Source organism: Bradyrhizobium ivorense, from assembly GCF_900696085.1.
Lineage (GTDB): Bacteria > Pseudomonadota > Alphaproteobacteria > Rhizobiales > Xanthobacteraceae > Bradyrhizobium > Bradyrhizobium ivorense.
This window is the reverse complement of the sequence record NZ_CAADFC020000042.1, coordinates 53,810-72,594: the sequence shown is the minus strand read 5'-3', so window position 1 is coordinate 72,594 and position 18,785 is coordinate 53,810. Positions and strand designations below refer to the sequence as shown.

Below are 18,785 nucleotides of genomic sequence, written 5' to 3'. Positions count from 1 at the left end.
GACTTGATCCGTGGTTTAGGCCTTCAACTTGGCTTGCAGAAAGTCGCGCACCAGCTGTGGCTCGACATTGTTTGATATCACGGCGCGGCCGACGGCTTCGAGCAGGATGAAGGTGAGCTTGCCGCGCTTGACCTTCTTGTCCTGCGCCATCAGCGCCAGCAGCGCATCGGCATCCGCAAGCCCCTCCTGCGTGAAGCCCGCGATGTCCTGCAGCCGCGTCGGCAATCCGACCGCGGACAGATGACGCGCGATGCGCGCCGCATCGTCGGGCGAGATCATGCCGAGCTGCGCGGAGAACTCCGCCGCGAGCACCATGCCGACCGAGACGCCCTCGCCGTGGAACAGGCGGTCGGAGAAGCCGGTTGCGGCCTCCAGCGCGTGGCCGAAGGTGTGGCCGAGATTGAGCAGTGCCCGCTCGCCGGTCTCGCGCTCGTCGCGGGAGACCACGCCCGCCTTGGCGCGGCAGGAGGTGGCGATCGCGTGCTCGCGCCCACTGCCGCCCGAGAAGATATCGGCGTGATTTTTTTCCAGCCAGGCGAAGAATGCTTCATCGCCGAGGATGCCGTATTTCGCGACCTCGGCGTAACCGGCGCGGAACTGGCGCTGTGACAGCGTGTCGAGCACCGACGTGTCGGCGATCACAAGCACCGGCTGGTGGAACGCGCCGATCAAATTCTTGCCCTGCGGCGAGTTGATCCCGGTCTTGCCGCCAACGGAGGAGTCGACCTGCGCCAGCAGCGAGGTCGGCACCTGCACGAAATCGACGCCGCGGCGCAGGATCGCGGCCGCAAAGCCGGCGAGATCGCCGACCACGCCGCCGCCGAGCGCGATCACCAGATCATTGCGCTCGATCTTCGCCGCGATCAGCGCCTCGCTGACCTCTGTCAGCGTCGCGTAGCTCTTCGAGCCTTCGCCTTCCTCGACGACGATGCGCGCGGTCGGGACGCCGGCGGCGGAGAGCGAGGCCTCGGCCGGCTCCAGCCAGTGTTTTGCGACGGTGCGATCGGTGATGATGGCGGTGCGCACGCCGGGCCGCAGCGCCGCGACACGTTCGCCCAGCGAGGCCAGCACATCGCGGCCGATCACGATGTCATAGGCGCGGTCGCCGAGCGCGACATCGACGGTCACGGATGCGGAGTGCTTCAGGGGCGCGGTCATGAGGTCGTGTTGATTCCATCAGTTGGAGGCTCGGCGGCCGGCTGCGCGCCGCACAGATGCGCGTGCAGGGCCTCGAGACACTCGTCGACGATGCGATCGTGCGGCACGTCGCGCGAGGCGATCGTCAGGTCGGCATTCTGGTAGACCGGCTCGCGCTCGCTGAGCAGGCGGTTGACGGTCGCCTCGGGATCGGCGGTCTGCAGCAGCGGGCGATCGGCGCGGCGGCGCACCCGCCGCATGATGATATCGGTGTCGGCCTTGAGCCAGATCGAGACCGCCCGCGCCCGGATCCGGTTGCGGGTATCCTCGCGCATGAAGGCGCCGCCGCCGGTCGCCAGCACGATCGGGCCGCTGTCGAGGATGCGGGCGATCACCCGCGCCTCGCCATCGCGAAAATACGGCTCGCCATGGGTCTCGAAAATCTCCGGGATCGACATCCCCGCCGCCGCCTCGATCTCGGTGTCGGCGTCAGTGAAGGGCAGCCTCAAGCGCGCCGCGATGCGGCGGCCGATGGTCGATTTGCCGGCGCCCATCATCCCGACCAGCACGATCGACCGCGGCCCCAGCGCGGCCGTGATGTCGGCCTCGAGGGTCGGATGGGTCGGTGCCGGGACGGCTGCGTCGGACATCAAAAAGCTCAGGTTACGGGACGATTTGCCGGAATTCGAGCCACCTATACTACCCCCGGCGATACCGTTACCAGCGACTCTTGCAACGGCGCGGGGAACATGTTGGATGATTCCATTGGTTATTTTGCCCTCCGAGCCGCGTCCATGCCCAGCCTGTTCCGCTTCCTGACGGTCGTCGCCGTGATTTTCGGGATCGGCTACGGCATCCTGTTCGCGCTGGCCAATTTCGTGACCCCAAAGCCGCGCGAAATGTCGGTGACCATCCCACCGGATAAGTTCCTCAAGAAATAGCCGCTATGGTTCCGGCATGCCCGCTGCCGCCAAAACCTCCGCCAGGACGTCCGCGAAGACCTCCGACGCCAAACTGACCGCGCTGTTCCTCGACATGCTCGCCGCGGAACAGGGCGCCGGCGCCAACACGCTCGACGCCTACCGGCGCGACCTCACCGACTTCTCCGACTACCTCGCCCGGTCCGGTGCCAGTTTTACCGGTGCCGACACCGAGGCGCTGCGCGGCTATCTCGCCGACCTCGATACGCGCGGTTTCAAGTCCTCGAGCGTGGCGCGGCGGCTGTCGGCGATGCGCCACCTCTACCGCTTCCTGCTCAACGAACGGATCCGCGACGACGATCCGGCCGCGATCCTGTCCGGCCCGAAGCGCGGCCGCGGCCTGCCGAAAGTGCTGTCGATCGCCGATGTCGACCGCATGCTGGCGCGGGCCAAGGAGCTGACCCAGGCCGACGCCTCGCCGGCGCAGCGCTTGCGCGCGCTGCGGCTCTACTGCCTCCTCGAGGTGCTCTACGCCACCGGCCTGCGCGTCTCCGAACTGGTGTCGCTGCCGCTGTCCGCGGCGCGGCGCGACGCGCGGATGATCGTGGTGCGCGGCAAGGGCAACAAGGAGCGGCTGGTGCCGCTCAACGACGCCTCGCGCCAGGCGATGGCGTATTACCTCGCGGCGATGGCCGTGATGCAGCCGGATGCCAAGAAGAAAGCCGCGCCGTCGAAATGGCTGTTTCCCTCGTTCGGCGAGAGCGGCCATCTGACCCGGCAGCATTTCGCCCGCGACCTCAAGGAGCTTGCGAGCGCCTCCGGTCTCGCGCCGCGCCTCGTCTCCCCGCACGTGCTGCGCCACGCTTTCGCCAGCCACCTGCTGCACAACGGCGCCGACCTGCGCATCGTTCAGACCCTGCTCGGCCATACCGACATCTCGACCACCCAGATCTACACCCATGTGGTCGAGGAGCGGCTGAAGAGCCTGGTCCGCGACCTGCATCCGCTGGCCGAGAAGGCGTAGGGTATCCACGTTTCGCAGCTCGGATGAAGCGCAGTGCAATCCGGGCTACACGGCCGCCGGCTACGGCGACGAGCCGCCTTGACTTCCGCGCCGTCTCCGCAGAAAGAGCGTGGCCTGCTCGCGATGAAGCGTGCGTTCGCGCCGAACGCGCGTTAACCAATTGAAGTATCAAAACTTCTCTACCCGACGCCAAAACCGCTTCGCCCCGCGCTCCCTTCCTCCCTATATTGACGTGATGCCCGAACCGATGCGCAGCTATCTCGACTTCGAAAAACCCGTCGCCGAGCTTGAATCCAAGATCGACGAATTGCGGGCGCTTGCCGCTTCGGGCAGCGACATCGGCGACGAGGTCGCGCGGATCGAGGACAAGGCGGCGCAGGCGCTGACCGAGCTCTATGCCAATCTGACGCCGTGGCAGAAGACGCTGGTGGCGCGGCATCCGCAGCGGCCGCATTTCACCGACTTCATCACCGGGCTGATGACCGAGTTCACCCCGATGGCCGGCGACCGCAAATTCGCCGACGACGAGGCCCTGATCGGCGGCTTCGGCCGCTTCCGCGGCGAGAGCATCTGCGTGGTCGGCCAGGAGAAGGGCGCCACCACCGACAGCCGTATCAAGCACAATTTCGGCATGGCGCGGCCGGAAGGGTACCGCAAGGCGGTGCGGCTGATGGAAATGGCCGACCGCTTCGGCATCCCGGTGCTGTCGATCGTCGATTCGGCCGGCGCCTATCCCGGCATCGGCGCCGAGGAGCGCGGCCAAGCCGAGGCGATCGCGCGCTCGACCGACGCCTGCCTGTCGCTCGGCGTGCCCAATGTCGCGATCGTCACCGGCGAGGGCATGTCCGGCGGCGCCATCGCCATCACCACCGCCAATCGGGTGCTGATGCTGGAGCATGCGATCTACAGCGTCATCTCGCCGGAGGCGGCGTCCTCGATCCTGTGGCGCGACGGCACCAAGGCGCAGGAAGCCGCCAACAGCATGAAGATCACGGCGCAGGACATGCTGCGCTTCGGCGTGATCGACCAGATCATCAAGGAGCCGGCCGGCGGCGCCCACCGCGACGCGGCGGCGATGATCGCGACGACCGGTGATGCGATCGCCCAGGCCTTCAACGACCTACGAAATCTTGATCCGGACGCGATTCGCAAACAGCGCCGTCAGAAATTCCTCGACATCGGCCGCAAGCTCGGTTGACCCGCCCAAAACGCCCGATTTTTCGTCCAAATCGGGCAATTTGGCCTCAATTGGGCCCCGAGACCGGTCTTTAACGTTCCTTGAACCATGCCTGCTACCGTGAGGGCGCGTCGGCCCTGTTCGAGTTGCGGGCCGGGGGTGTCGAAGGCTAATATTTTAGACAATGGCTTCAGGGCATGTTCGCCGTGTTGGGGTCGCGAACAATCGCCCGGTGGGTGTGGAGCTCGGACTTGATTCATCGCACGCTCGTACGCGCGCTTCTCGCTTCCGCGGCTCTGGCCGCGAGCGTGCTGCTCGCCGGTTGTGACAGCGACCAGATCTCGCTCGCACAGAACGCCAAGGCCAACCAGCCGGTGCCGCCGAAGCTGATCGCCGCCATGGCCGAAAAGGACATGGACCTGCAGTCGCCGATGCTGGTGCGGCTGTTCAAGCAGGAGGCCGAGCTCGAGGTCTGGAAGCAGGACCGCTCCGGCCGCATGGCGCTGCTGAAGACCTATCCGATCTGCCGCTGGTCGGGCGATCTCGGCCCGAAGATCCGGGAAGGCGACCGCCAGGCGCCCGAGGGGTTCTATTCGATCAACCCGAGCCAGATGAACCCGCAGTCGGCCTATTACCTGTCGTTCAACACCGGCTATCCCAACGCCTTCGACAAGGCGCTCGGCCGCACCGGTTCGCAGTTGATGGTGCATGGCGACTGCTCGTCCCGCGGCTGCTACGCGATGACCGACGAGCAGATCGCGGAAATCTATTCGCTCGGCCGCGAGTCCTTCTTCGGCGGCCAGAAGGCGTTCCAGCTGCAGGCCTATCCGTTCCGGATGACCCCGGTGAACATGGCCAAGCACCGCAACAATCCGAACATGCCTTTCTGGAAGATGATCAAGGAAGGCTATGATCATTTCGAGGTGACGAGGCAGGAGCCGAAGGTCGACTTCTGCGAGAAGAAGTACGTGTTCGACGCGGCCAGGCCGCCGAACGCGACCCGCGATCCGGTGTTCGAGGCTTCCGCGAAGTGCCCGGCCTATGTGGTCCCCGAGGAGATCGCGAGCGCCGTGCGCGAGAAGGAGCAGAAGGACGCCGCCGAGGTGGCCAAGCTGATCTCCAAGGGCACGCCGATGGCGCGGATGAATACCGGCGTCGACGGCGGCATGAACGCGATCTTCGCCTCCAAGATTCCGGAAGGAAATACCGGCCTGTCCGAGGGCGGCGACAGCCAGAACCTGCAGTCGCTGGTGCTGGCCCGCGCCCCCGGCACCATCCCCGGCACGGTCAATCCGCCGAAGCCGGTCTTGGCGGCGGTCCCGCAGCCTGAGGAGCCGCCGGCGGTGGCGACGACCTCCTCGACCCGCGTCGCCTCGGCGGCGCCGGCCGAGAAGTCCGAAGGCTTCTTCTCGAGCTTCGCCCGCAAGGTCGGCCTCGGCGGCAGCGCCGCTGCCGACGCGACCCCGGCCGCAGCCTCCGCCCCGAAGGCGGCTGCCGCGGCACCGGCAAAGCCCAAGGTCGCCGAAGCCAAGCCGCAATCGGTGGTCCGCGTCGCCCCGAAGGTCGAGCCGAAGCAGGCCGCCAAGCCGGCGCTGAAGCCCTCCCTCACCGACACCGCCGCAGCTGCGCCGGCCCCAGCCGCCGCGAACAGCCAGCTCGCCGGCGCCGCCCCGGTGGTGCAGTCGAACTCGTTCGACAATCGCTTCTCGGCGATGAAGTAAGGCGCGACGGTCGCGCCTTTCCGCGCAACCGTGGCGGCGGGCCAATATACCGTTGTCCAATCTGCTCCAGCGCCCTCCGAGAAAGTTGGACGGGGGACGGCTACATTCCGTGGCTTTCGAATACTTTCCTGCAACGTGAGCTCAAGTTGCGCTTCGTTCCTTGGGAGGGACCCGACTACTTCGGCTGCGGGTCCTTGAGCCCTTTTCCAGGGTCTTCCAGATGCCCCGCGCACGCAAGCTTGACGGCGGCACCAAGGGCCTGAGCGACATTCAACACCTGGTGCCGGAAGGCTTCGTCTGCGTCGAAGTCCCGATGCGATGTCGCGTAGGGCTTCATGTAGCCGATGTAGCGATCCGCCACCGCCATGCCGCCGGCCGATATCAGCTCCATATCGGTCAGCCAGTCCGCAAGAAGGCGGCGGCACGTCTCTGCGCCAATGCTGTCACCGTGGACCACGATCCCAAAATGCCGATCTCGCGAAAGCGGGACTCGCCGATCTCGACCATGCGCCAGCTCTTCGACATCTCGCCTGGACAGGTATGCTCGCTGCGCGAGGAGCCGTTGATCAGCAGGATATGCCGCTGTCCGTTTCGGTCGTCGTGACGGCACTGCGCCTCATGGATGGCATCGCGTGCGGAAAGCCAATCGACCGCAACGTCGTAGTCGGGATCCGCAAAACCCGGCCCGGCCTTGCGCGTAACCGGCGCCTTGCGCGAATGACGATAGGCGTCCCAGGCTCCGGCAATGATCGTCGCAAGTTCCTTCTGCATGGATTGAAAGACCGGATCGGCAAACCGGTTGCGGTAACGCTTCTCAAACTCGTCGCGCGAAAGCTTGACGGGCGGCATCCCTTTGCGAACGTCCGGCTCCGTCATTGAGAACTCTCCTTGAAATGCCACCAATTGCCCGCGCGCGCCAGGATTGACGCGCTGCATCCGCAACGCACGTGGGATCGACCTGGGCGAAAAATTAAAGAGGGTCGAGCTGCATTTTGTTCCACCGGTGGCCAGCCAATAGGACCCACGCCGCTTTCTGCGCGTTGGAATGGACCTTGGTTCTGAAGATCATGCGCAATCCAGCCGGAATTCGAGCACGCAGACACGCGTCGACCTTCCCAATCACCGTTCGCCCGACCACGACGGATGCCACGATCGCGCGCGCGATCGCCCGCCACACCGCGCCGGTCCCGGAAGAAATTGCTCGCGGAGTGACATGGGGGGCCGACGAGAAGGTGCTGCTTGTTCTCGCCGCAGCCGGCTGGCTCGCCTCACGGGGACGCAGCGCCTCGCTGCAGTGCGCCGGCAACCACGCGCTGCTCGTGGCGGTCGCGGCGACGCTCCTGCCACACGGCCTGAAAATACTGTTCAACCAGACCCGCCCAGACCGCCTGACCGTCGTGGGACACGTCCACGGAATCTCGATCTCGGGCAAGCGTGACGATGCATTCCCATCCGGCCATGCACTGCACATGGGGGCGCTGGCATCAGCGGCTGCGACGCTGCCGGGGAACGCCCGCCGCGCTATCCAGGCGCTTGCGGTCGGCCTCTCGCTGACGCGCGTTGCGATCCTCGCGCATTGGGCAAGCGACGTCGTGGCGGGATTCGCGCTTGGAGTGGTCCTCGAGCGGCTCCTGCGCGTGTGGACCGGCTATCCGGCCAGGGATACGCCACGGAGCAAAGCTCAATGACCGAATACGTCGTCCGCTTCCTGCTCGGCGGGGTCGTCGTATCATTGTTCGCGGTGCTGGGCGACGTTCTGCGTCCCAAGAGCTTCGCCGGCCTTCTCGGGGCTGCGCCCTCCGTTGCGCTCGCGACGCTCGGCATCGCAGTGTACCAGCACGGAGCCGACTATGCCGGCCTGCAAAGCCGCGCGATGATCGCGGGCGCGCTTGCACTCGCCGTCTACAGCTTCGTCGTCTGCCAACTGCTCATTCGCGCAAGGTTGCGCGCGATCCCTGCAACATTGCTGTCGCTTGTCGTCTGGCTGGTGACCGTCTTCGGTCTGTTGACCATCACTGGAGCGCAGGCATGACGCCGATCCGCTTCTCGACCTCCTCGCTCAGGAAAGGCCGCTGGTACGAGTATCTGATCCGCTTCGCGCTTGGCGGCGGTGCAACGGTCTTCACCGGCGTGATCAGCAGCTACTGCGGCGCGTATATCGGAGGTGCCTTTCTCGCGCTTCCAGCCATCTTCTGCGCCAGCGCGACCCTGATCGAGAAGCATGAAATCCGCCGCAAGCGCGACGCAGGCATGGATGGCGAGCGGCGCGGGCGGCAAGCGGCCGCGCTCGATGCCGCCGGCGCAGCGCTCGGAGCGTTCGGGATGCTGGCTTTTGCGCTTGCCTTCGCGCTGACGGTGGACCGCAGCGTCCCGGTGGCGTTCGTCGCCGCGTCGCTGGCCTGGATCACCTGCTCGGTAACCGCCTGGTATCTGCGACGCAGGATGCGTTTGGCCTAGCGCCACCTACGGCGCCAGGTACCGCAGCAGCTCCGGATCGTTGCGCACCTTGCCCGCCTCGCCCTGCAGCGCGACGCGGCCGCGGTCGAGGACGTAGGCGTAGTCGGCGACGCGGAGTGCGAGGTCGAGGTGCTGCTCGACGATCACGACGGCGATCTGTTTTGCCAGTTCGATCAGCCGTTCGGTGATCTCCTCGATGACGCCGATCCAGACGCCCTCGGTCGGTTCGTCCAGCAGGAGGAGTTTTGGATTGCCGAGCATGGCGCGGCCGATCGCCAGCATCTTGCGTTCGCCGCCGGATAGCGTGCCGGCCGGCTGATCGAGGCGTTGGCCGAGTTTTGGGAAGATCGCCAGCACGCGGTCGACGGCGCTTGTGTCCCTGTTGAACAGCGAGCCGACGGCGAGATTGTCGCGCACCGAAAGGCGGGCGAACACCGAATGCTCCTGCGGCACGTAGCCGATGCCGGAGCGGACGCGCTGCTCGGTGCGGCTGCGGGTGATGTCGCGGCCGTCGAAGGTCAATTCGCCCCCGGTGCTGGCGAGCTCGCCGACGATGGTCTTCATCAGCGTGGTCTTGCCGGCGCCGTTGCGGCCGAGCACCGCGACGCCGCCGCGCCAGGGAATGCCGATATTGACGTCGAACAGCACCTGGCTGCGGCCATAGCCGGCCGCGAGATGTTTGATGTCGAGGAAGGACTGGTCAGGCACGGCGCAGATAGATCTCCTGGACGCTCTTGTTGCTCTGGATTTCCGCCACCGTGCCCGACGCCAGCACCTTGCCCTGGTCGAGCACGGTGAGGCGGTCGCAGATGTCGCGGATGAAATCGAGGTCGTGCTCGACGATGACCAGCGAGCAATGCTGCTTGATCGGCTGCAGCAATTCGCCGGTGACGCGGCGCTCCTCCAGGCTCATGCCGCCGGTCGGCTCGTCCAGCAGCAGCAGCCGCGGCTTGCCGGCGAGCGCCATCGCGATCTCCAGCCATTGCTGCTGGCCGTGCGACAGGGTCGCCGCGGCGTCATGGGCGCGGTCGGCGAGGCGGAACTGGGTCAGCATCGTCATGACCTGCTCGTGCAGGGCACGGCGGGTGCGTGAGAACACCAGGTCGATCAGCGAGCACTGCGCCTGCAGCGCCAACAAAATGTTGTCGTACAGCGTCAGCGTCGGCAGCACCGAGGTGATCTGGAATTTCAGGCTCATGCCGGCGCGGGCGCGCTCGGTCGGCGTGAACGCGGTGATGTCGGTGTTGATGAACGAGACCTTGCCCGTGGTCGGCACCTCGGCGCCGGCGACGCATTTCATCAGCGTGCTCTTGCCCGAGCCGTTCGGGCCGATCAGGCCGTGAAACTCGTTCTCGCCGACGGTGAGCGCGGCGCCGTCGAGCGCGGTGAGCTTGCCGAACACCTTGCTGACGCCGGAGGCTTCAAGGAGCGGCATTAGCGGCGCTCCTTCGGCGCTTTGCCGAACGTGCCGACCCGCTCGCGCTCGCCGAGCACGAAGGAGATCAGCCCGAGCGGGCGGAACATGATGACGAGCAACAGCAGCACGCCGAGGATGATCGGCCAGACGTCGCGGTAATTGTCCGACAGCCAGAAGCTGACGCCCTCGATGATGACGGTGCCGATCACGGCGCCGATCAACGTGCCGGAGCCGCCGAACAGCACATAGAGCACGACCTGGGTCGAGAACACGACGCCCAGCATGTTGGGCCAGACGAAGCCCTCGTGGAAGGCATAGAGGCTGCCGGCAAGGCCGGCGATGGTGCCGCCGATCGCGAACACGATCGCCTTCAGATGCTGCGCCTTGTAGCCGAAGAAGGCGATGCGCTGTTCGTTCTCGCGCAAGCCTGCCAGCGCCAGGCCGAATTGCGAGCGCACCAGGAAGCGGCAGAGCAGATAGACGACGACGAGGATGCCGAGCGCCATGTAGTAGTAGACCGGGCCCTCCGAGATATCGATCGAGCCGAGCGACAGCGGCGGGATCGACGGGATGCCGTTCTGGCCGCCGAGATAGTACCAGCCGCGCGCCAGCCGGTCGGCCGCATAGGAGCCGGTGAGCGTGCCGAGCGAGACGAAGATCACGCTCGACGGGTAGCGCCCGAGCAGCAGGAAGCCGCCGAGCAGGAGCGCCGCGGTGAGCCCGATCAGCGTGCCTGCGGGGAGGATCAGGAAGATCGAGGTGACGTTGAGGTCGCGCGCCAGGAGCGCGACGCCGTAGCCGGCGGCGCCGAAGAACAGCGCCTGGCCGAAGCTCATGATGCCGGCATAGCCCCACACCAGATCGAACGACAGCGCAAACAGCGCGAGGATCACCACGCGGGTGGCGAACACGGTAAGGTAATCCTGCAGCACGAATGGCAGGACCAGTGCGATCAGCAGCACCAGCCCTTCCACGATCGGCAGCACGTTCCATCCCGGCACGGGCCAGCGCGCCGGAACCGCGGCCGGCGCCGTCTCACCCGTCACCACATCCGGTCCCTCGCTGACCTCGGCGAGGGCCTCCCTTGCTCCACCCATCACGCGCTCGGCATTCCTGTTAGCCTTCCGTTTTAGCATTCCTTGGGATCGACCAGGCCGTTGCTGCGCGCCACGACCTCGTAGGTCCCGGCCTTGGCGACGGCGGTGTACATGTTCATCTTGCAGTGCCGCTTGCCCGGCACCATCTCGGCCGGTCCACCCGGCCCTTCCGCGATCTTGGCATGATCGAGCGCGGCCGCCACCGCATCGCGATCGACCTTGCCGGCTTCCTTGACTGCCGCCTCCCACAGCTTGAGGCCACGATAGGTGCCGGTCGCGGCGCTGCCGGCGGCAAACAGGAAGTTGCCGGGAAAATCCTTCTCATAGGCCGCCTGGATCTTGGCGCTGACCGGATCGTCCTTGGTCAGCACCTTGAAATAGTCGAGGCAGCTTGCGAGGCCCTCGATCTCGTTGGCCTGATTGATGTTGAGGGTGTTCTCGTCATAGTAGACGCAGGCGAGCCGCCCGCCGCTCTTCAGGAAGCCGGCTTCATAGAGCTGCTTGAAGAACGGGCCGACACCGGGCGGGATCACGGTGTTGAAGACCACGTCGACCTTGTTGGAGACGATGCGGTTGACGGTGGCGGAGAAATCGACCTGGTCGAGCGGGTAGTATTCCTCGAACACCACCTCGCCGCCGTTGGATTCGATCACCTTGCGGGCGTAGACGTTGAGGGTGTGCGGCCAGACATAGTTGGCGCTCGGCAGCGCGAACTTCTTGCCGCCGTTCTTGATCAGCCAGGGGATGAACTCGTCGCATTGCTGCGCCGGCGTCGGGCCGGTGCAGAACAGATAGGGCGTGCACTCCTTGCCCTCGTAGAGCTGCGGATAGATGTAGAGCGTCTTGCCGCGCGCCACGATCGGATCCTTGATCGCGTTGCGCATCGACGAGGTGATGCCGCCCAGCACCATGTCGACCTTGTCGCGCTGGATCAGCTTGCGGACGTTGCCGACCGCGACCGATTCGTTCGACGCAGTGTCCTCGACATAAAGCTCGAGCGGCCGGCCGAGCAGGCCGCCGCCGGCGTTGATCTCCTTGATCACCATTTTTGCGACATTGGCGTCGGCGTTGCCGGCATAGGCGATCGGGCCGGTCAGGTCCGTGGCGATGCCGACCTTGATCGGGCCCTCGGCGGCGTTGGCCCAGTCGGGCCGGACCACCCAGCTGCCGACGCCGGTGGCGAGCGCGCCGGTGGCGAAGGCGAAATTGCTCATGAAGCGGCGGCGGGTGAGATTGCTGCGTTCAAATGACATGGAACTAAACCCCTTTTCCAGCGATGAGGCCCTGCGGCCGGAATTTGATGAAGGCAATGGCGAGCACGAAGACCAGCACGTCGGCGACGACCGGCGACATGATCCATGGCAGCGCGGCGCTGAGCGTGCCGATCACAGCGGCGCCGGCGACCGGCCCGATGAAGGAGCCGACCCCGCCGACCATCACGGCGACAAAGCCCTGGATCAGGAAGCGGATGCCGAGATCGGCGAACAGGCTGAACACCGGCACGATCAGCGCGCCGGCAAGCCCGGCCAGCGCCGCGCCGAACGCGAAGGTGGCGCCGTAGATCAACGGCGTCGAGATCCCGGAGGCGCGCGCCAGCGCCGGGTTCTCCAGCGTCGCGCGCACGCGCAAGCCAAAGCTGGTGCGCGACAGCAGCAGATAGCAGGCTGCCATCACCAATAGCGTGATCACGATGATGGTGAAACGCCAGGCCGAAATGTGAATCGAGCCGAGGTCGATCGAGCCGCCGATCGGCTCCGGCACCGTGAGATAGAAGCCGCCGATCAGGCCGCGCACGCTCTCGCGGATGATCAGGCCAAGCGCATAGGTGCCGAGCATCGCGACGATCGGCGCGGCATAGAAGCGGCGGATGATCAGCGCCTCCAGCACGAAGCCGAGCGCGCCGACCACGAAGGGCGCGGCGATCATGCCGACCCAGATCGGCGCGCCGTGCGCGGACGCCAGATAGGTGACGTAGGCGCCGAGCAGGACGAACTCGCCCTGCGCGAAGTTGAAGATGCCCATCATGCTGGCGATGATGCCGAGCCCGAGCACGACCAAGACGATGATCGCGCCAAAGCTCACGATCTCGAACGCCGCGGCGAAGCTAGTGGCCATGGCGTTCGATTCCTGCGGCTGACAACAACGGCAAGGAGCGCCTCACATCTTCTTCCAGTCGCCGGCCTGCTCGAAGGCATGCGCGGCGCGGTAGATGGTCTTTTCCTCGAACATCCGGCCGACCAGCATCAGCCCGACCGGCAGGCCGTCGACCATGCCGCAGGGCAGCGACATCGCCGGGTGATGGGTGATGTCGAACGGCGCAGTGTTGCCGATCATCTCCAGCGCCCGGGCGACATACTCCTCGCGGCTGGCATTGGGCTCCGGCAGCTTTGTCGCCTTCATCGGCGTGGTCGGCATCAGCAAGAGATCGTAATCCTTGAACGCCTTGTCATAGGCCGCGGTCAGGCGGCGGGAGATGTTGAGCGCCTTGCCGTAGAAGCGCGGACCAAAGTTGTTGTTGATGTAGGTGCCGAGCATCATGAACAGTTTTGTGGTCTCGGACAGCGAGTCCGCCTGGCGGCGCCAGCCGCGATGGAAATCCATCAGCGAGGTCGAATAGAGATCGCCGCGGCTGAGGCCGTAGCCGTCGCCGAACATCATGGTCTGGGTCAGGCCTTCGGTGCCGATCGGGGTCCAGATCGCGCCGCCGGCCAGATGCATCGGGATCGACACCGTATCGATCGAGGCGCCGAGGTCCTTGAAGCGCTTTGCGGCCTCGCGCACGCTCTCGTTCACCGCGGCCTCGGCGGTCGGCTGCTCAAAGCCTTCCTTGACGATGCCGATCTTCATGCCCTTGACGCCGGCGCCCAGCGCCTTGGTGTAGTCCTCGACCTTGGGCGCCTTGATGCGCGGATCGTAGCCGTCGTCGCCGGCGAGCACTTCCAAGAGCAGCGCGTTGTCTTCCACCGTCGCGGTCATCGGGCCGGTGTGGTCGACATAGATCTCGATCGGCATGATGCCGGTGTAGGGCACGAGGCCCCAGGTCGGCTTCATGCCGTAAGTGCCGCAGAACGAGGACGGCATGCGGATCGAGCCGCCCTGGTCGCCGCCGATCGCCATGTCGACCTCGCCGAGCGCGACCACGACGCCGGAGCCCGAGGACGAGCCACCGGCCGAATAGCCCATCTTGTGCGGATTGTGCACCGGGCCGTAGGAGCCGGTGTGGCTGCCGCCGGAGAGGCAGAAGTGCTCGCAGTGAGTCTTGCCGACGATCTCGGCCCCGGCATCGAGCATGCGGGTGACGATGGTGGCGTCGAAGTCGGGAATATAGCCTTCCAGCGTCGAGGAGCCGTTGGTCATGGGCACGCCGGCCAGCATGATGTTGTCCTTCAGCGCCACCGTCTTGCCCTTGAGCTTGCCGGAACTTGCGCCCTTCACCGTCGCCTTGCGGTACCAGGCGTTGTGCTTGTTCTCCTCCGGCGCCGGCCTTGTGCCCGGCGTGCGCGGATATTTCACCTCGGGCAGTTCATCCGGCATCTGGGCGACGAGGTTGTAGGCCTCGATCGAGCCCTGCATCAGGCCGCGGAACGAGGCGACGTCCTCTTCGGTCAGCGACAGGCCGCACTGTTCGGCGACGGCGCGCAATTGCGATGGGGTGGGAAGGGAGACGGTCACGGGGCTCTCCTGGATTTTGTTGTCCCTGGGCGCAGCGCCGCCGCCCGTTCTTGGATCGCGGGCCGTCGGCGTGATGCGGTATTGAAAACGGAAATATTTTCCTTTTCAAGTATTATTTCGAACGACAGCGTATGCGCGGCTTCGACACAGCGAGATCAGGTCAGCCCGTCTCACCGAGCCGAGGTTGCGCTCCCTCTCCCGCTTGCGGGGAGGGTCGGGGTGGGGGTGGCTCCGAAAGCGAGAACCTCACTGTGGAGAGAGCCCCCACCACATTGCATCTTCGATGCAATGCGACCTCCCCCGCAAGCGGGAGAGGTAAGAAACGTCAGATCGGCTTGATCAGCCGGAAATCGAGACCGTCGGCTTCGGCGAGATACATCGACATCCGGGCGCGGCCGTCGCGCACGGTGACCGGGCCGCGCGCCCCGGTGTAGACCACGTTGCGCGCGGCCGCGATCAAGGGCTCCATCGCCAGCGTGCCGGCCTTGTTGGCCGCGGCCTCGAGCAGCCGCAGCCCCTCGTAGCTCGACTGGCCGAGCGAGCCGACCGGCGGCGCGTTCGGGCCGAACATCGCGCGATAGCGGATCTGAAAATCGTCGTTGGCCTGCGAGCCGATGCCGGGGAAATAGCCGGAGGCGCAGAACAGGTTCTCGGAATTGTCGGCGCCGATGCCGAGTAGCACGGTCTCGTCCATCGCACCGCCAAGCCGCAGCGTGGTCGCGGCGAGCCCGCACTCGCCGAACGCCCGGTTGAAGGTGATGCTGTCGGTACCGATCAGCGAGATCAGCACCACATCGGGCTTGGCCGCGCGGATGCGCGCCAGATGCGGCTCGTGCTCGTCCTCGCCGAGCGGGACGAATTCCTCACCGACCACCTGCCCGCCGGTCTCCGCGATGTAGCGCTTCACCGCGCGATGCGACTGCCATGGCCAGACATAGTCGCTGCCGATCAGGTACCAGCGCGACGCCTTCCTGACGTCGGCCAGCCAGTGGATCGAGGGTCGGCTCTGCCAACGCGGCGTCTCGCCGATCGCGACCACGCCCGGGGTCTGCTCGCCGCCCTCATAGACCGACGTATAGATGTAGGGGATGCGATTGCGGGTGATCACCTTGCGCAGCGCCAGCCGGACCGCGCTGGTGTGCAATCCGATGACGAGGTCGAGGTCGTCGCAGGCCATCGCCTGCTCGGCGCGCTGCACCACCTCCTCGGGTGGCCCGCCGGCGTCGTAGATCGACAGCTCGATCTCACGTCCGAGGATGCCGCCGCGCCGGTTGATCTCGGCAACCGCAAGCTCGGCGCTGTTGGTGGCGCAGGGGCCCCAGACGCCGGGCGATCCGCTGCAGCAGATGAAGCCGCCGATCCGGAGCTTGCTATTGGCGCCACGCCGCCTGGCGAAGGCGTGATCGTCGGGTGACCATGTGCGGTCGGCTGCCGGCCACGACAGATTGCGCAACAGTGACGGCGGCAGCACAGGCTCGCCGCGGGCCGGAAAACTTACCGTCGAGCGCACGCCAACTCCCTGTCTGGCACCAGGCCCAAAAGAGGCACATTCGGCGGGCGGCCGCGGCATCCGCCCTTTTGTTGGGCAATGATCCTATTTTGAGAATATTGAATATTCAAGGATTGGCGTGCATATAGATGCAGCAGAGATTGCCAGTCATTCGCTCATTTGGACCAATACGAAGCGCACACCGTGGCCAAACCGCCGAAAGAAAACTCCCCAATCACCGAACACCTCGCCTACCTGCTCGCGCAAGCCAACCGGGAGATCAACCGGCAGTTGGAAATGCGCCTCAGCAAGGAGGGCGTGCCGGTCGAGCAGTGGCGCATCCTAAAGGTGCTGTCCGACGGCAACGGCCACTCGATGGGCGAGCTCGCCGATGCCGTGCTGCTCAACCATCCGACCTTGACCAAGATGATCGATCGCATGGTGTCGGACACGCTGGTCTACCGCGTGCAGGACCCGAAGGACCGCCGCAAGGTCCTGATGTACGTCTCCGACCGCGGCAAGGCGCTGTCGCGGCGGCTGAACTCGCTGGCGGTGAGCCAGGAGGAGCACATCGTCGAGAGCTACGGCGACAAATCGACCAATGAGCTGAAGCGCCTCTTGGAAAGCCTGATCGGCAGCGCCAACTGACGCCCGGCCTGCCCGAACCGGTCCCGCATCGCAGCAGCGAAAAGACCGGCCGCGATATGTCGGGCCAGGGCTGTTCCATCCGTCCTCAGGGTGCGCCTGCGGCGCAGCCTTCGTGTTCCACCGCGCGAAGGTTTCACCCGCCCCATCTCCGAGGAGGCCATCCCGTCATGACTTCGATCACCCCGTTCCTCTGGCTCGACAACAACGTCCGCGAGGCCGTTGCCTTCTACAAGTCGGTGTTTCCCGATGCCGAGATCGAGACCGTCAGCGACTTCATGGCGACCTTCGAGCTCGCGGGCCAGCGCTTCCACGCGCTCAATGGCGGTCCGCAATACAAGTTCAACGAGGCGGTGTCGTTCTTCCTCAGCGTCGAGACCCAGCAGCAGGTGGATTACTTCTGGGACAAGCTGACCGCCGACGGCGGCCAGGAATCGCGCTGCGGCTGGCTCAAGGACAAGTTCGGCCTGTCCTGGCAGGTGATCCCGACCGCGCTCGGCCGCTATCTGAGCGACCCCGACCGCGCCAAAGCAGATCGCGTGATGCAGGCGATGCTGAAGATGCAGAAGATCGTGATCGCCGATCTCGACGAGGCGTATGCGGGGTGAGATGCGGCCCGCCGGCCCCGGCTTCGGGGTGAACGCGCCTGACCCGGACCCCACGGCCCGGGGCAAACGCGATCACGCCAATTTATTTTGCGCAGCTATTCCTACACGCATAGGATGTATGGAGAGCATTCCACGCCTTTAGGCCCGGTTATCGGCTTCCCGCATGCCGGCCAACCCGACTGCTGCGCGAGGCGATTTTTTTTGCGACGTTTTCAAACAGCCCTTTTTGGAGCGCATCATGCGAAGTTCCGACAAGGCAAGGGCCGCAGCGGCCGACGATCATTCCGGCGAAAAGGTCTTTTGGCGGTTCGATCCCGACCACGTGCAGCCCGGCGACATCCTCGTCACGCGGACCCCTTCGCTGAAGAGCCTGGCGATCCGCGCCGCCACGCGGACCGAGTTCAGCCATGCGGCGCTCTGCATCGGTTACGGGCACTTCATCGAGGCGATCGGAACCGGGGTGTGCCGGTTCGCCATCAAGGGCACCAGCGTGCGAAAGCGCGACAATGTCCGCCTGTTGCGATTGCGTCGCGACGTGCCGCACGCGCAGGCGATCGCGAAGTTCGCAGCAGACGCCGGCCACCAGGACCTGCAGCGCGGCTATTCGCTGGCGGGCGCGGTTGGGGTCAAGCTGCCGACCAAGCCGGATCCGAGAGCGATGTTCTGCTCGCAGCTGGTGGTCGAAGCCTACGACAAGGCGATGCGGATGGCCCGCATCACCGATCCGCTGGTACCAGGCAGAAAGCTTTCCAAGATCGCGCCCGGACATCTGCCGGAATCTCCCTATCTGGAGGACGCCACCGATTCTGCGCTGAAGCAGATGCGCGCGCTCGAGGGACCCTACTGGTATCTCGACGAGCCGAATCCGGAACAGCGGCCGCACCAGTGGGAGACCGAGCAGAAGCTGAAAATGCTCGGCAGCAAATCCGTCCAGTCCGCGATCAAGAAGACGAAGGCCGACGCCAATCCGCGCAGCTTCTTCGAGCTCGAGCTGCTGCTGCGCGACACCAAAAGCAAGGACCTCGACGCCGTGATCGCCGCCGCCCTGCAGCGGACGAATTTCTGCGAGCTCTACTCCGGGAAGATCGCGTCGAGCCTCGACCTTGCGGCCATGAAGATCAGCTCGGATCAGCTCATCAGCAGGGCCGCCGGCGGGCAGATGCCGGACGCCGACCTGGCTGCGGAGATCGTCGAGACCGGACAGCAGATCCGTCTGTTCGAAGACGATCTGAGCGACCGCAAGGAGCAATACTCAAACTATGTGAAGCGCGCGATGGCGGCCGATCTGAAGACATTCGCGATGCTCGGCGAGCTGCAGGGCGAGATGCGGGACCTCAGCGACGACATCCTCGCCGTTTTGCGCACGCAGCTTGCGGCCTTGCAGGAGGCCGAACGCCGCCGCCGACCCTGACGGTCGATAT

Annotated in this window: 19 protein-coding genes and 1 pseudogene; 10 read left to right on the top strand and 10 right to left on the bottom strand. The window is 65.6% G+C overall.

Annotated features, from left to right (window positions below; genetic code table 11):
* Positions 1–15: 15 nt before the first annotated feature.
* Both aroB and CI41S_RS42645 read right to left on the bottom strand, forming a co-directional pair.
* The gene (aroB, locus tag CI41S_RS42650) at positions 16–1,158 is read right to left on the bottom strand and encodes a 3-dehydroquinate synthase (RefSeq protein WP_139864910.1); all 1,143 of its coding nucleotides are present in this window, start codon (positions 1,156–1,158) and stop codon (positions 16–18) included.
* Complete coding sequence (locus CI41S_RS42645) at positions 1,155–1,787, bottom strand: shikimate kinase (RefSeq protein WP_139864909.1); 633 nt, start codon at positions 1,785–1,787, stop codon at positions 1,155–1,157. The genes aroB and CI41S_RS42645 overlap by 4 nt, the downstream gene beginning before the upstream one ends.
* Before the next feature lie 144 nt (positions 1,788–1,931).
* Here CI41S_RS42645 and CI41S_RS42640 point away from each other — a divergent pair, with 144 nt between their 5' ends.
* The 4 genes from CI41S_RS42640 (at position 1,932) to CI41S_RS42625 (ending at position 5,979) form a co-directional block, all read left to right on the top strand.
* Positions 1,932–2,078 (top strand): histidine kinase, encoded by a 147-nt coding sequence (locus CI41S_RS42640; RefSeq protein ID WP_139481818.1) that lies wholly within the window; start codon positions 1,932–1,934, stop codon positions 2,076–2,078.
* Positions 2,079–2,094: 16 nt separating this feature from the next.
* Positions 2,095–3,081 carry a site-specific tyrosine recombinase XerD gene (gene xerD, locus CI41S_RS42635; protein WP_139864908.1) on the top strand — a complete coding sequence of 329 codons (987 nt, stop codon included), beginning with the start codon at positions 2,095–2,097 and terminating at the stop codon, positions 3,079–3,081.
* A gap of 235 nt (positions 3,082–3,316) precedes the next feature.
* On the top strand, positions 3,317–4,279 hold the full coding sequence (locus CI41S_RS42630) for an acetyl-CoA carboxylase carboxyltransferase subunit alpha (RefSeq protein WP_139481741.1): 963 nt from the start codon (positions 3,317–3,319) through the stop codon (positions 4,277–4,279).
* Between the two features lie 230 nt (positions 4,280–4,509).
* The gene (locus CI41S_RS42625) at positions 4,510–5,979 is read left to right on the top strand and encodes a L,D-transpeptidase family protein (RefSeq protein ID WP_172628415.1); all 1,470 of its coding nucleotides are present in this window, start codon (positions 4,510–4,512) and stop codon (positions 5,977–5,979) included.
* Between the two features lie 175 nt (positions 5,980–6,154).
* Here CI41S_RS42625 and CI41S_RS42620 read toward each other — a convergent pair.
* Positions 6,155–6,855 (bottom strand): annotated as a pseudogene (locus CI41S_RS42620) (hypothetical protein).
* 191 nt (positions 6,856–7,046) lie between these two features.
* Here CI41S_RS42620 and CI41S_RS42615 point away from each other — a divergent pair.
* The 3 genes from CI41S_RS42615 to CI41S_RS42605 are packed head-to-tail and all read left to right on the top strand — an operon-like array spanning position 7,047 to position 8,436.
* A complete protein-coding gene (locus CI41S_RS42615; RefSeq protein ID WP_139864923.1) occupies positions 7,047–7,667 on the top strand; it encodes a phosphatase PAP2 family protein in 621 nt (206 codons plus the stop codon).
* Positions 7,664–8,011 carry a DUF3147 family protein gene (locus tag CI41S_RS42610; protein ID WP_139481738.1) on the top strand — a complete coding sequence of 116 codons (348 nt, stop codon included), beginning with the start codon at positions 7,664–7,666 and terminating at the stop codon, positions 8,009–8,011. The genes CI41S_RS42615 and CI41S_RS42610 overlap by 4 nt, the downstream gene beginning before the upstream one ends.
* A complete protein-coding gene (locus CI41S_RS42605) occupies positions 8,008–8,436 on the top strand; it encodes a hypothetical protein (RefSeq protein ID WP_139481737.1) in 429 nt (142 codons plus the stop codon). Before CI41S_RS42610 ends, CI41S_RS42605 begins: the two co-directional genes overlap by 4 nt.
* A gap of 6 nt (positions 8,437–8,442) precedes the next feature.
* Here the strand turns inward: CI41S_RS42605 and CI41S_RS42600 are convergent, their stop codons facing one another.
* The 7 genes from CI41S_RS42600 to CI41S_RS42570 form a co-directional block, all read right to left on the bottom strand.
* Positions 8,443–9,144, bottom strand: a complete 702-nt coding sequence (locus CI41S_RS42600; RefSeq protein ID WP_139864906.1) for an ABC transporter ATP-binding protein — start codon at positions 9,142–9,144, stop codon at positions 8,443–8,445.
* On the bottom strand, positions 9,137–9,871 hold the full coding sequence (locus tag CI41S_RS42595) for an ABC transporter ATP-binding protein (protein ID WP_139481735.1): 735 nt from the start codon (positions 9,869–9,871) through the stop codon (positions 9,137–9,139). The genes CI41S_RS42600 and CI41S_RS42595 overlap by 8 nt, the downstream gene beginning before the upstream one ends.
* Positions 9,871–10,950, bottom strand: a complete 1,080-nt coding sequence (locus CI41S_RS42590) for a branched-chain amino acid ABC transporter permease (protein WP_244626875.1) — start codon at positions 10,948–10,950, stop codon at positions 9,871–9,873. The genes CI41S_RS42595 and CI41S_RS42590 overlap by 1 nt, the downstream gene beginning before the upstream one ends.
* Positions 10,951–10,982: 32 nt before the next feature.
* A complete protein-coding gene (locus tag CI41S_RS42585) occupies positions 10,983–12,203 on the bottom strand; it encodes a substrate-binding protein (protein WP_139864904.1) in 1,221 nt (406 codons plus the stop codon).
* 4 nt (positions 12,204–12,207) lie between these two features.
* On the bottom strand, positions 12,208–13,065 hold the full coding sequence (locus CI41S_RS42580) for a branched-chain amino acid ABC transporter permease (protein WP_139864903.1): 858 nt from the start codon (positions 13,063–13,065) through the stop codon (positions 12,208–12,210).
* 42 nt (positions 13,066–13,107) lie between these two features.
* The gene (locus CI41S_RS42575) at positions 13,108–14,622 is read right to left on the bottom strand and encodes an amidase (RefSeq protein ID WP_139864902.1); all 1,515 of its coding nucleotides are present in this window, start codon (positions 14,620–14,622) and stop codon (positions 13,108–13,110) included.
* A gap of 325 nt (positions 14,623–14,947) precedes the next feature.
* Entirely contained in the window at positions 14,948–16,132 is a 1,185-nt protein-coding gene (locus CI41S_RS42570; protein ID WP_139864901.1) for a substrate-binding domain-containing protein, read from the bottom strand.
* Between the two features lie 183 nt (positions 16,133–16,315).
* Between CI41S_RS42570 and CI41S_RS42565 the strand changes: the two genes are divergently transcribed.
* The 3 genes from CI41S_RS42565 (at position 16,316) to CI41S_RS42555 (ending at position 18,775) form a co-directional block, all read left to right on the top strand.
* The gene (locus tag CI41S_RS42565) at positions 16,316–16,759 is read left to right on the top strand and encodes a MarR family winged helix-turn-helix transcriptional regulator (RefSeq protein WP_139481729.1); all 444 of its coding nucleotides are present in this window, start codon (positions 16,316–16,318) and stop codon (positions 16,757–16,759) included.
* A 167-nt stretch (positions 16,760–16,926) separates the two neighbouring features.
* Positions 16,927–17,364 (top strand): VOC family protein, encoded by a 438-nt coding sequence (locus tag CI41S_RS42560; protein ID WP_139481728.1) that lies wholly within the window; start codon positions 16,927–16,929, stop codon positions 17,362–17,364.
* A 238-nt stretch (positions 17,365–17,602) separates the two neighbouring features.
* Positions 17,603–18,775 (top strand): C40 family peptidase, encoded by a 1,173-nt coding sequence (locus CI41S_RS42555; RefSeq protein ID WP_172628414.1) that lies wholly within the window; start codon positions 17,603–17,605, stop codon positions 18,773–18,775.
* The last annotated feature ends 10 nt before the right edge of the window (positions 18,776–18,785 follow it).

Excerpts from the sequence above, each read along its gene's own strand:
- aroB (WP_139864910.1), bottom strand. The coding sequence starts at position 1,158 with ATGACCGCGCCCCTGAAGCACTCCGCATCCGTGACCGTCGATGTCGCG.
- CI41S_RS42645 (WP_139864909.1), bottom strand. The coding sequence starts at position 1,787 with ATGTCCGACGCAGCCGTCCCGGCACCGACCCATCCGACCCTCGAGGCC.
- CI41S_RS42640 (WP_139481818.1), top strand. The coding sequence starts at position 1,932 with ATGCCCAGCCTGTTCCGCTTCCTGACGGTCGTCGCCGTGATTTTCGGG.
- xerD (WP_139864908.1), top strand. The coding sequence starts at position 2,095 with ATGCCCGCTGCCGCCAAAACCTCCGCCAGGACGTCCGCGAAGACCTCC.
- CI41S_RS42630 (WP_139481741.1), top strand. The coding sequence starts at position 3,317 with ATGCCCGAACCGATGCGCAGCTATCTCGACTTCGAAAAACCCGTCGCC.
- CI41S_RS42615 (WP_139864923.1), top strand. The coding sequence starts at position 7,047 with ATGCGCAATCCAGCCGGAATTCGAGCACGCAGACACGCGTCGACCTTC.
- CI41S_RS42610 (WP_139481738.1), top strand. The coding sequence starts at position 7,664 with ATGACCGAATACGTCGTCCGCTTCCTGCTCGGCGGGGTCGTCGTATCA.
- CI41S_RS42605 (WP_139481737.1), top strand. The coding sequence starts at position 8,008 with ATGACGCCGATCCGCTTCTCGACCTCCTCGCTCAGGAAAGGCCGCTGG.
- CI41S_RS42595 (WP_139481735.1), bottom strand. The coding sequence starts at position 9,871 with ATGCCGCTCCTTGAAGCCTCCGGCGTCAGCAAGGTGTTCGGCAAGCTC.
- CI41S_RS42590 (WP_244626875.1), bottom strand. The coding sequence starts at position 10,950 with ATGGGTGGAGCAAGGGAGGCCCTCGCCGAGGTCAGCGAGGGACCGGAT.
- CI41S_RS42585 (WP_139864904.1), bottom strand. The coding sequence starts at position 12,203 with ATGTCATTTGAACGCAGCAATCTCACCCGCCGCCGCTTCATGAGCAAT.
- CI41S_RS42580 (WP_139864903.1), bottom strand. The coding sequence starts at position 13,065 with ATGGCCACTAGCTTCGCCGCGGCGTTCGAGATCGTGAGCTTTGGCGCG.
- CI41S_RS42560 (WP_139481728.1), top strand. The coding sequence starts at position 16,927 with ATGACTTCGATCACCCCGTTCCTCTGGCTCGACAACAACGTCCGCGAG.
- CI41S_RS42555 (WP_172628414.1), top strand. The coding sequence starts at position 17,603 with ATGCGAAGTTCCGACAAGGCAAGGGCCGCAGCGGCCGACGATCATTCC.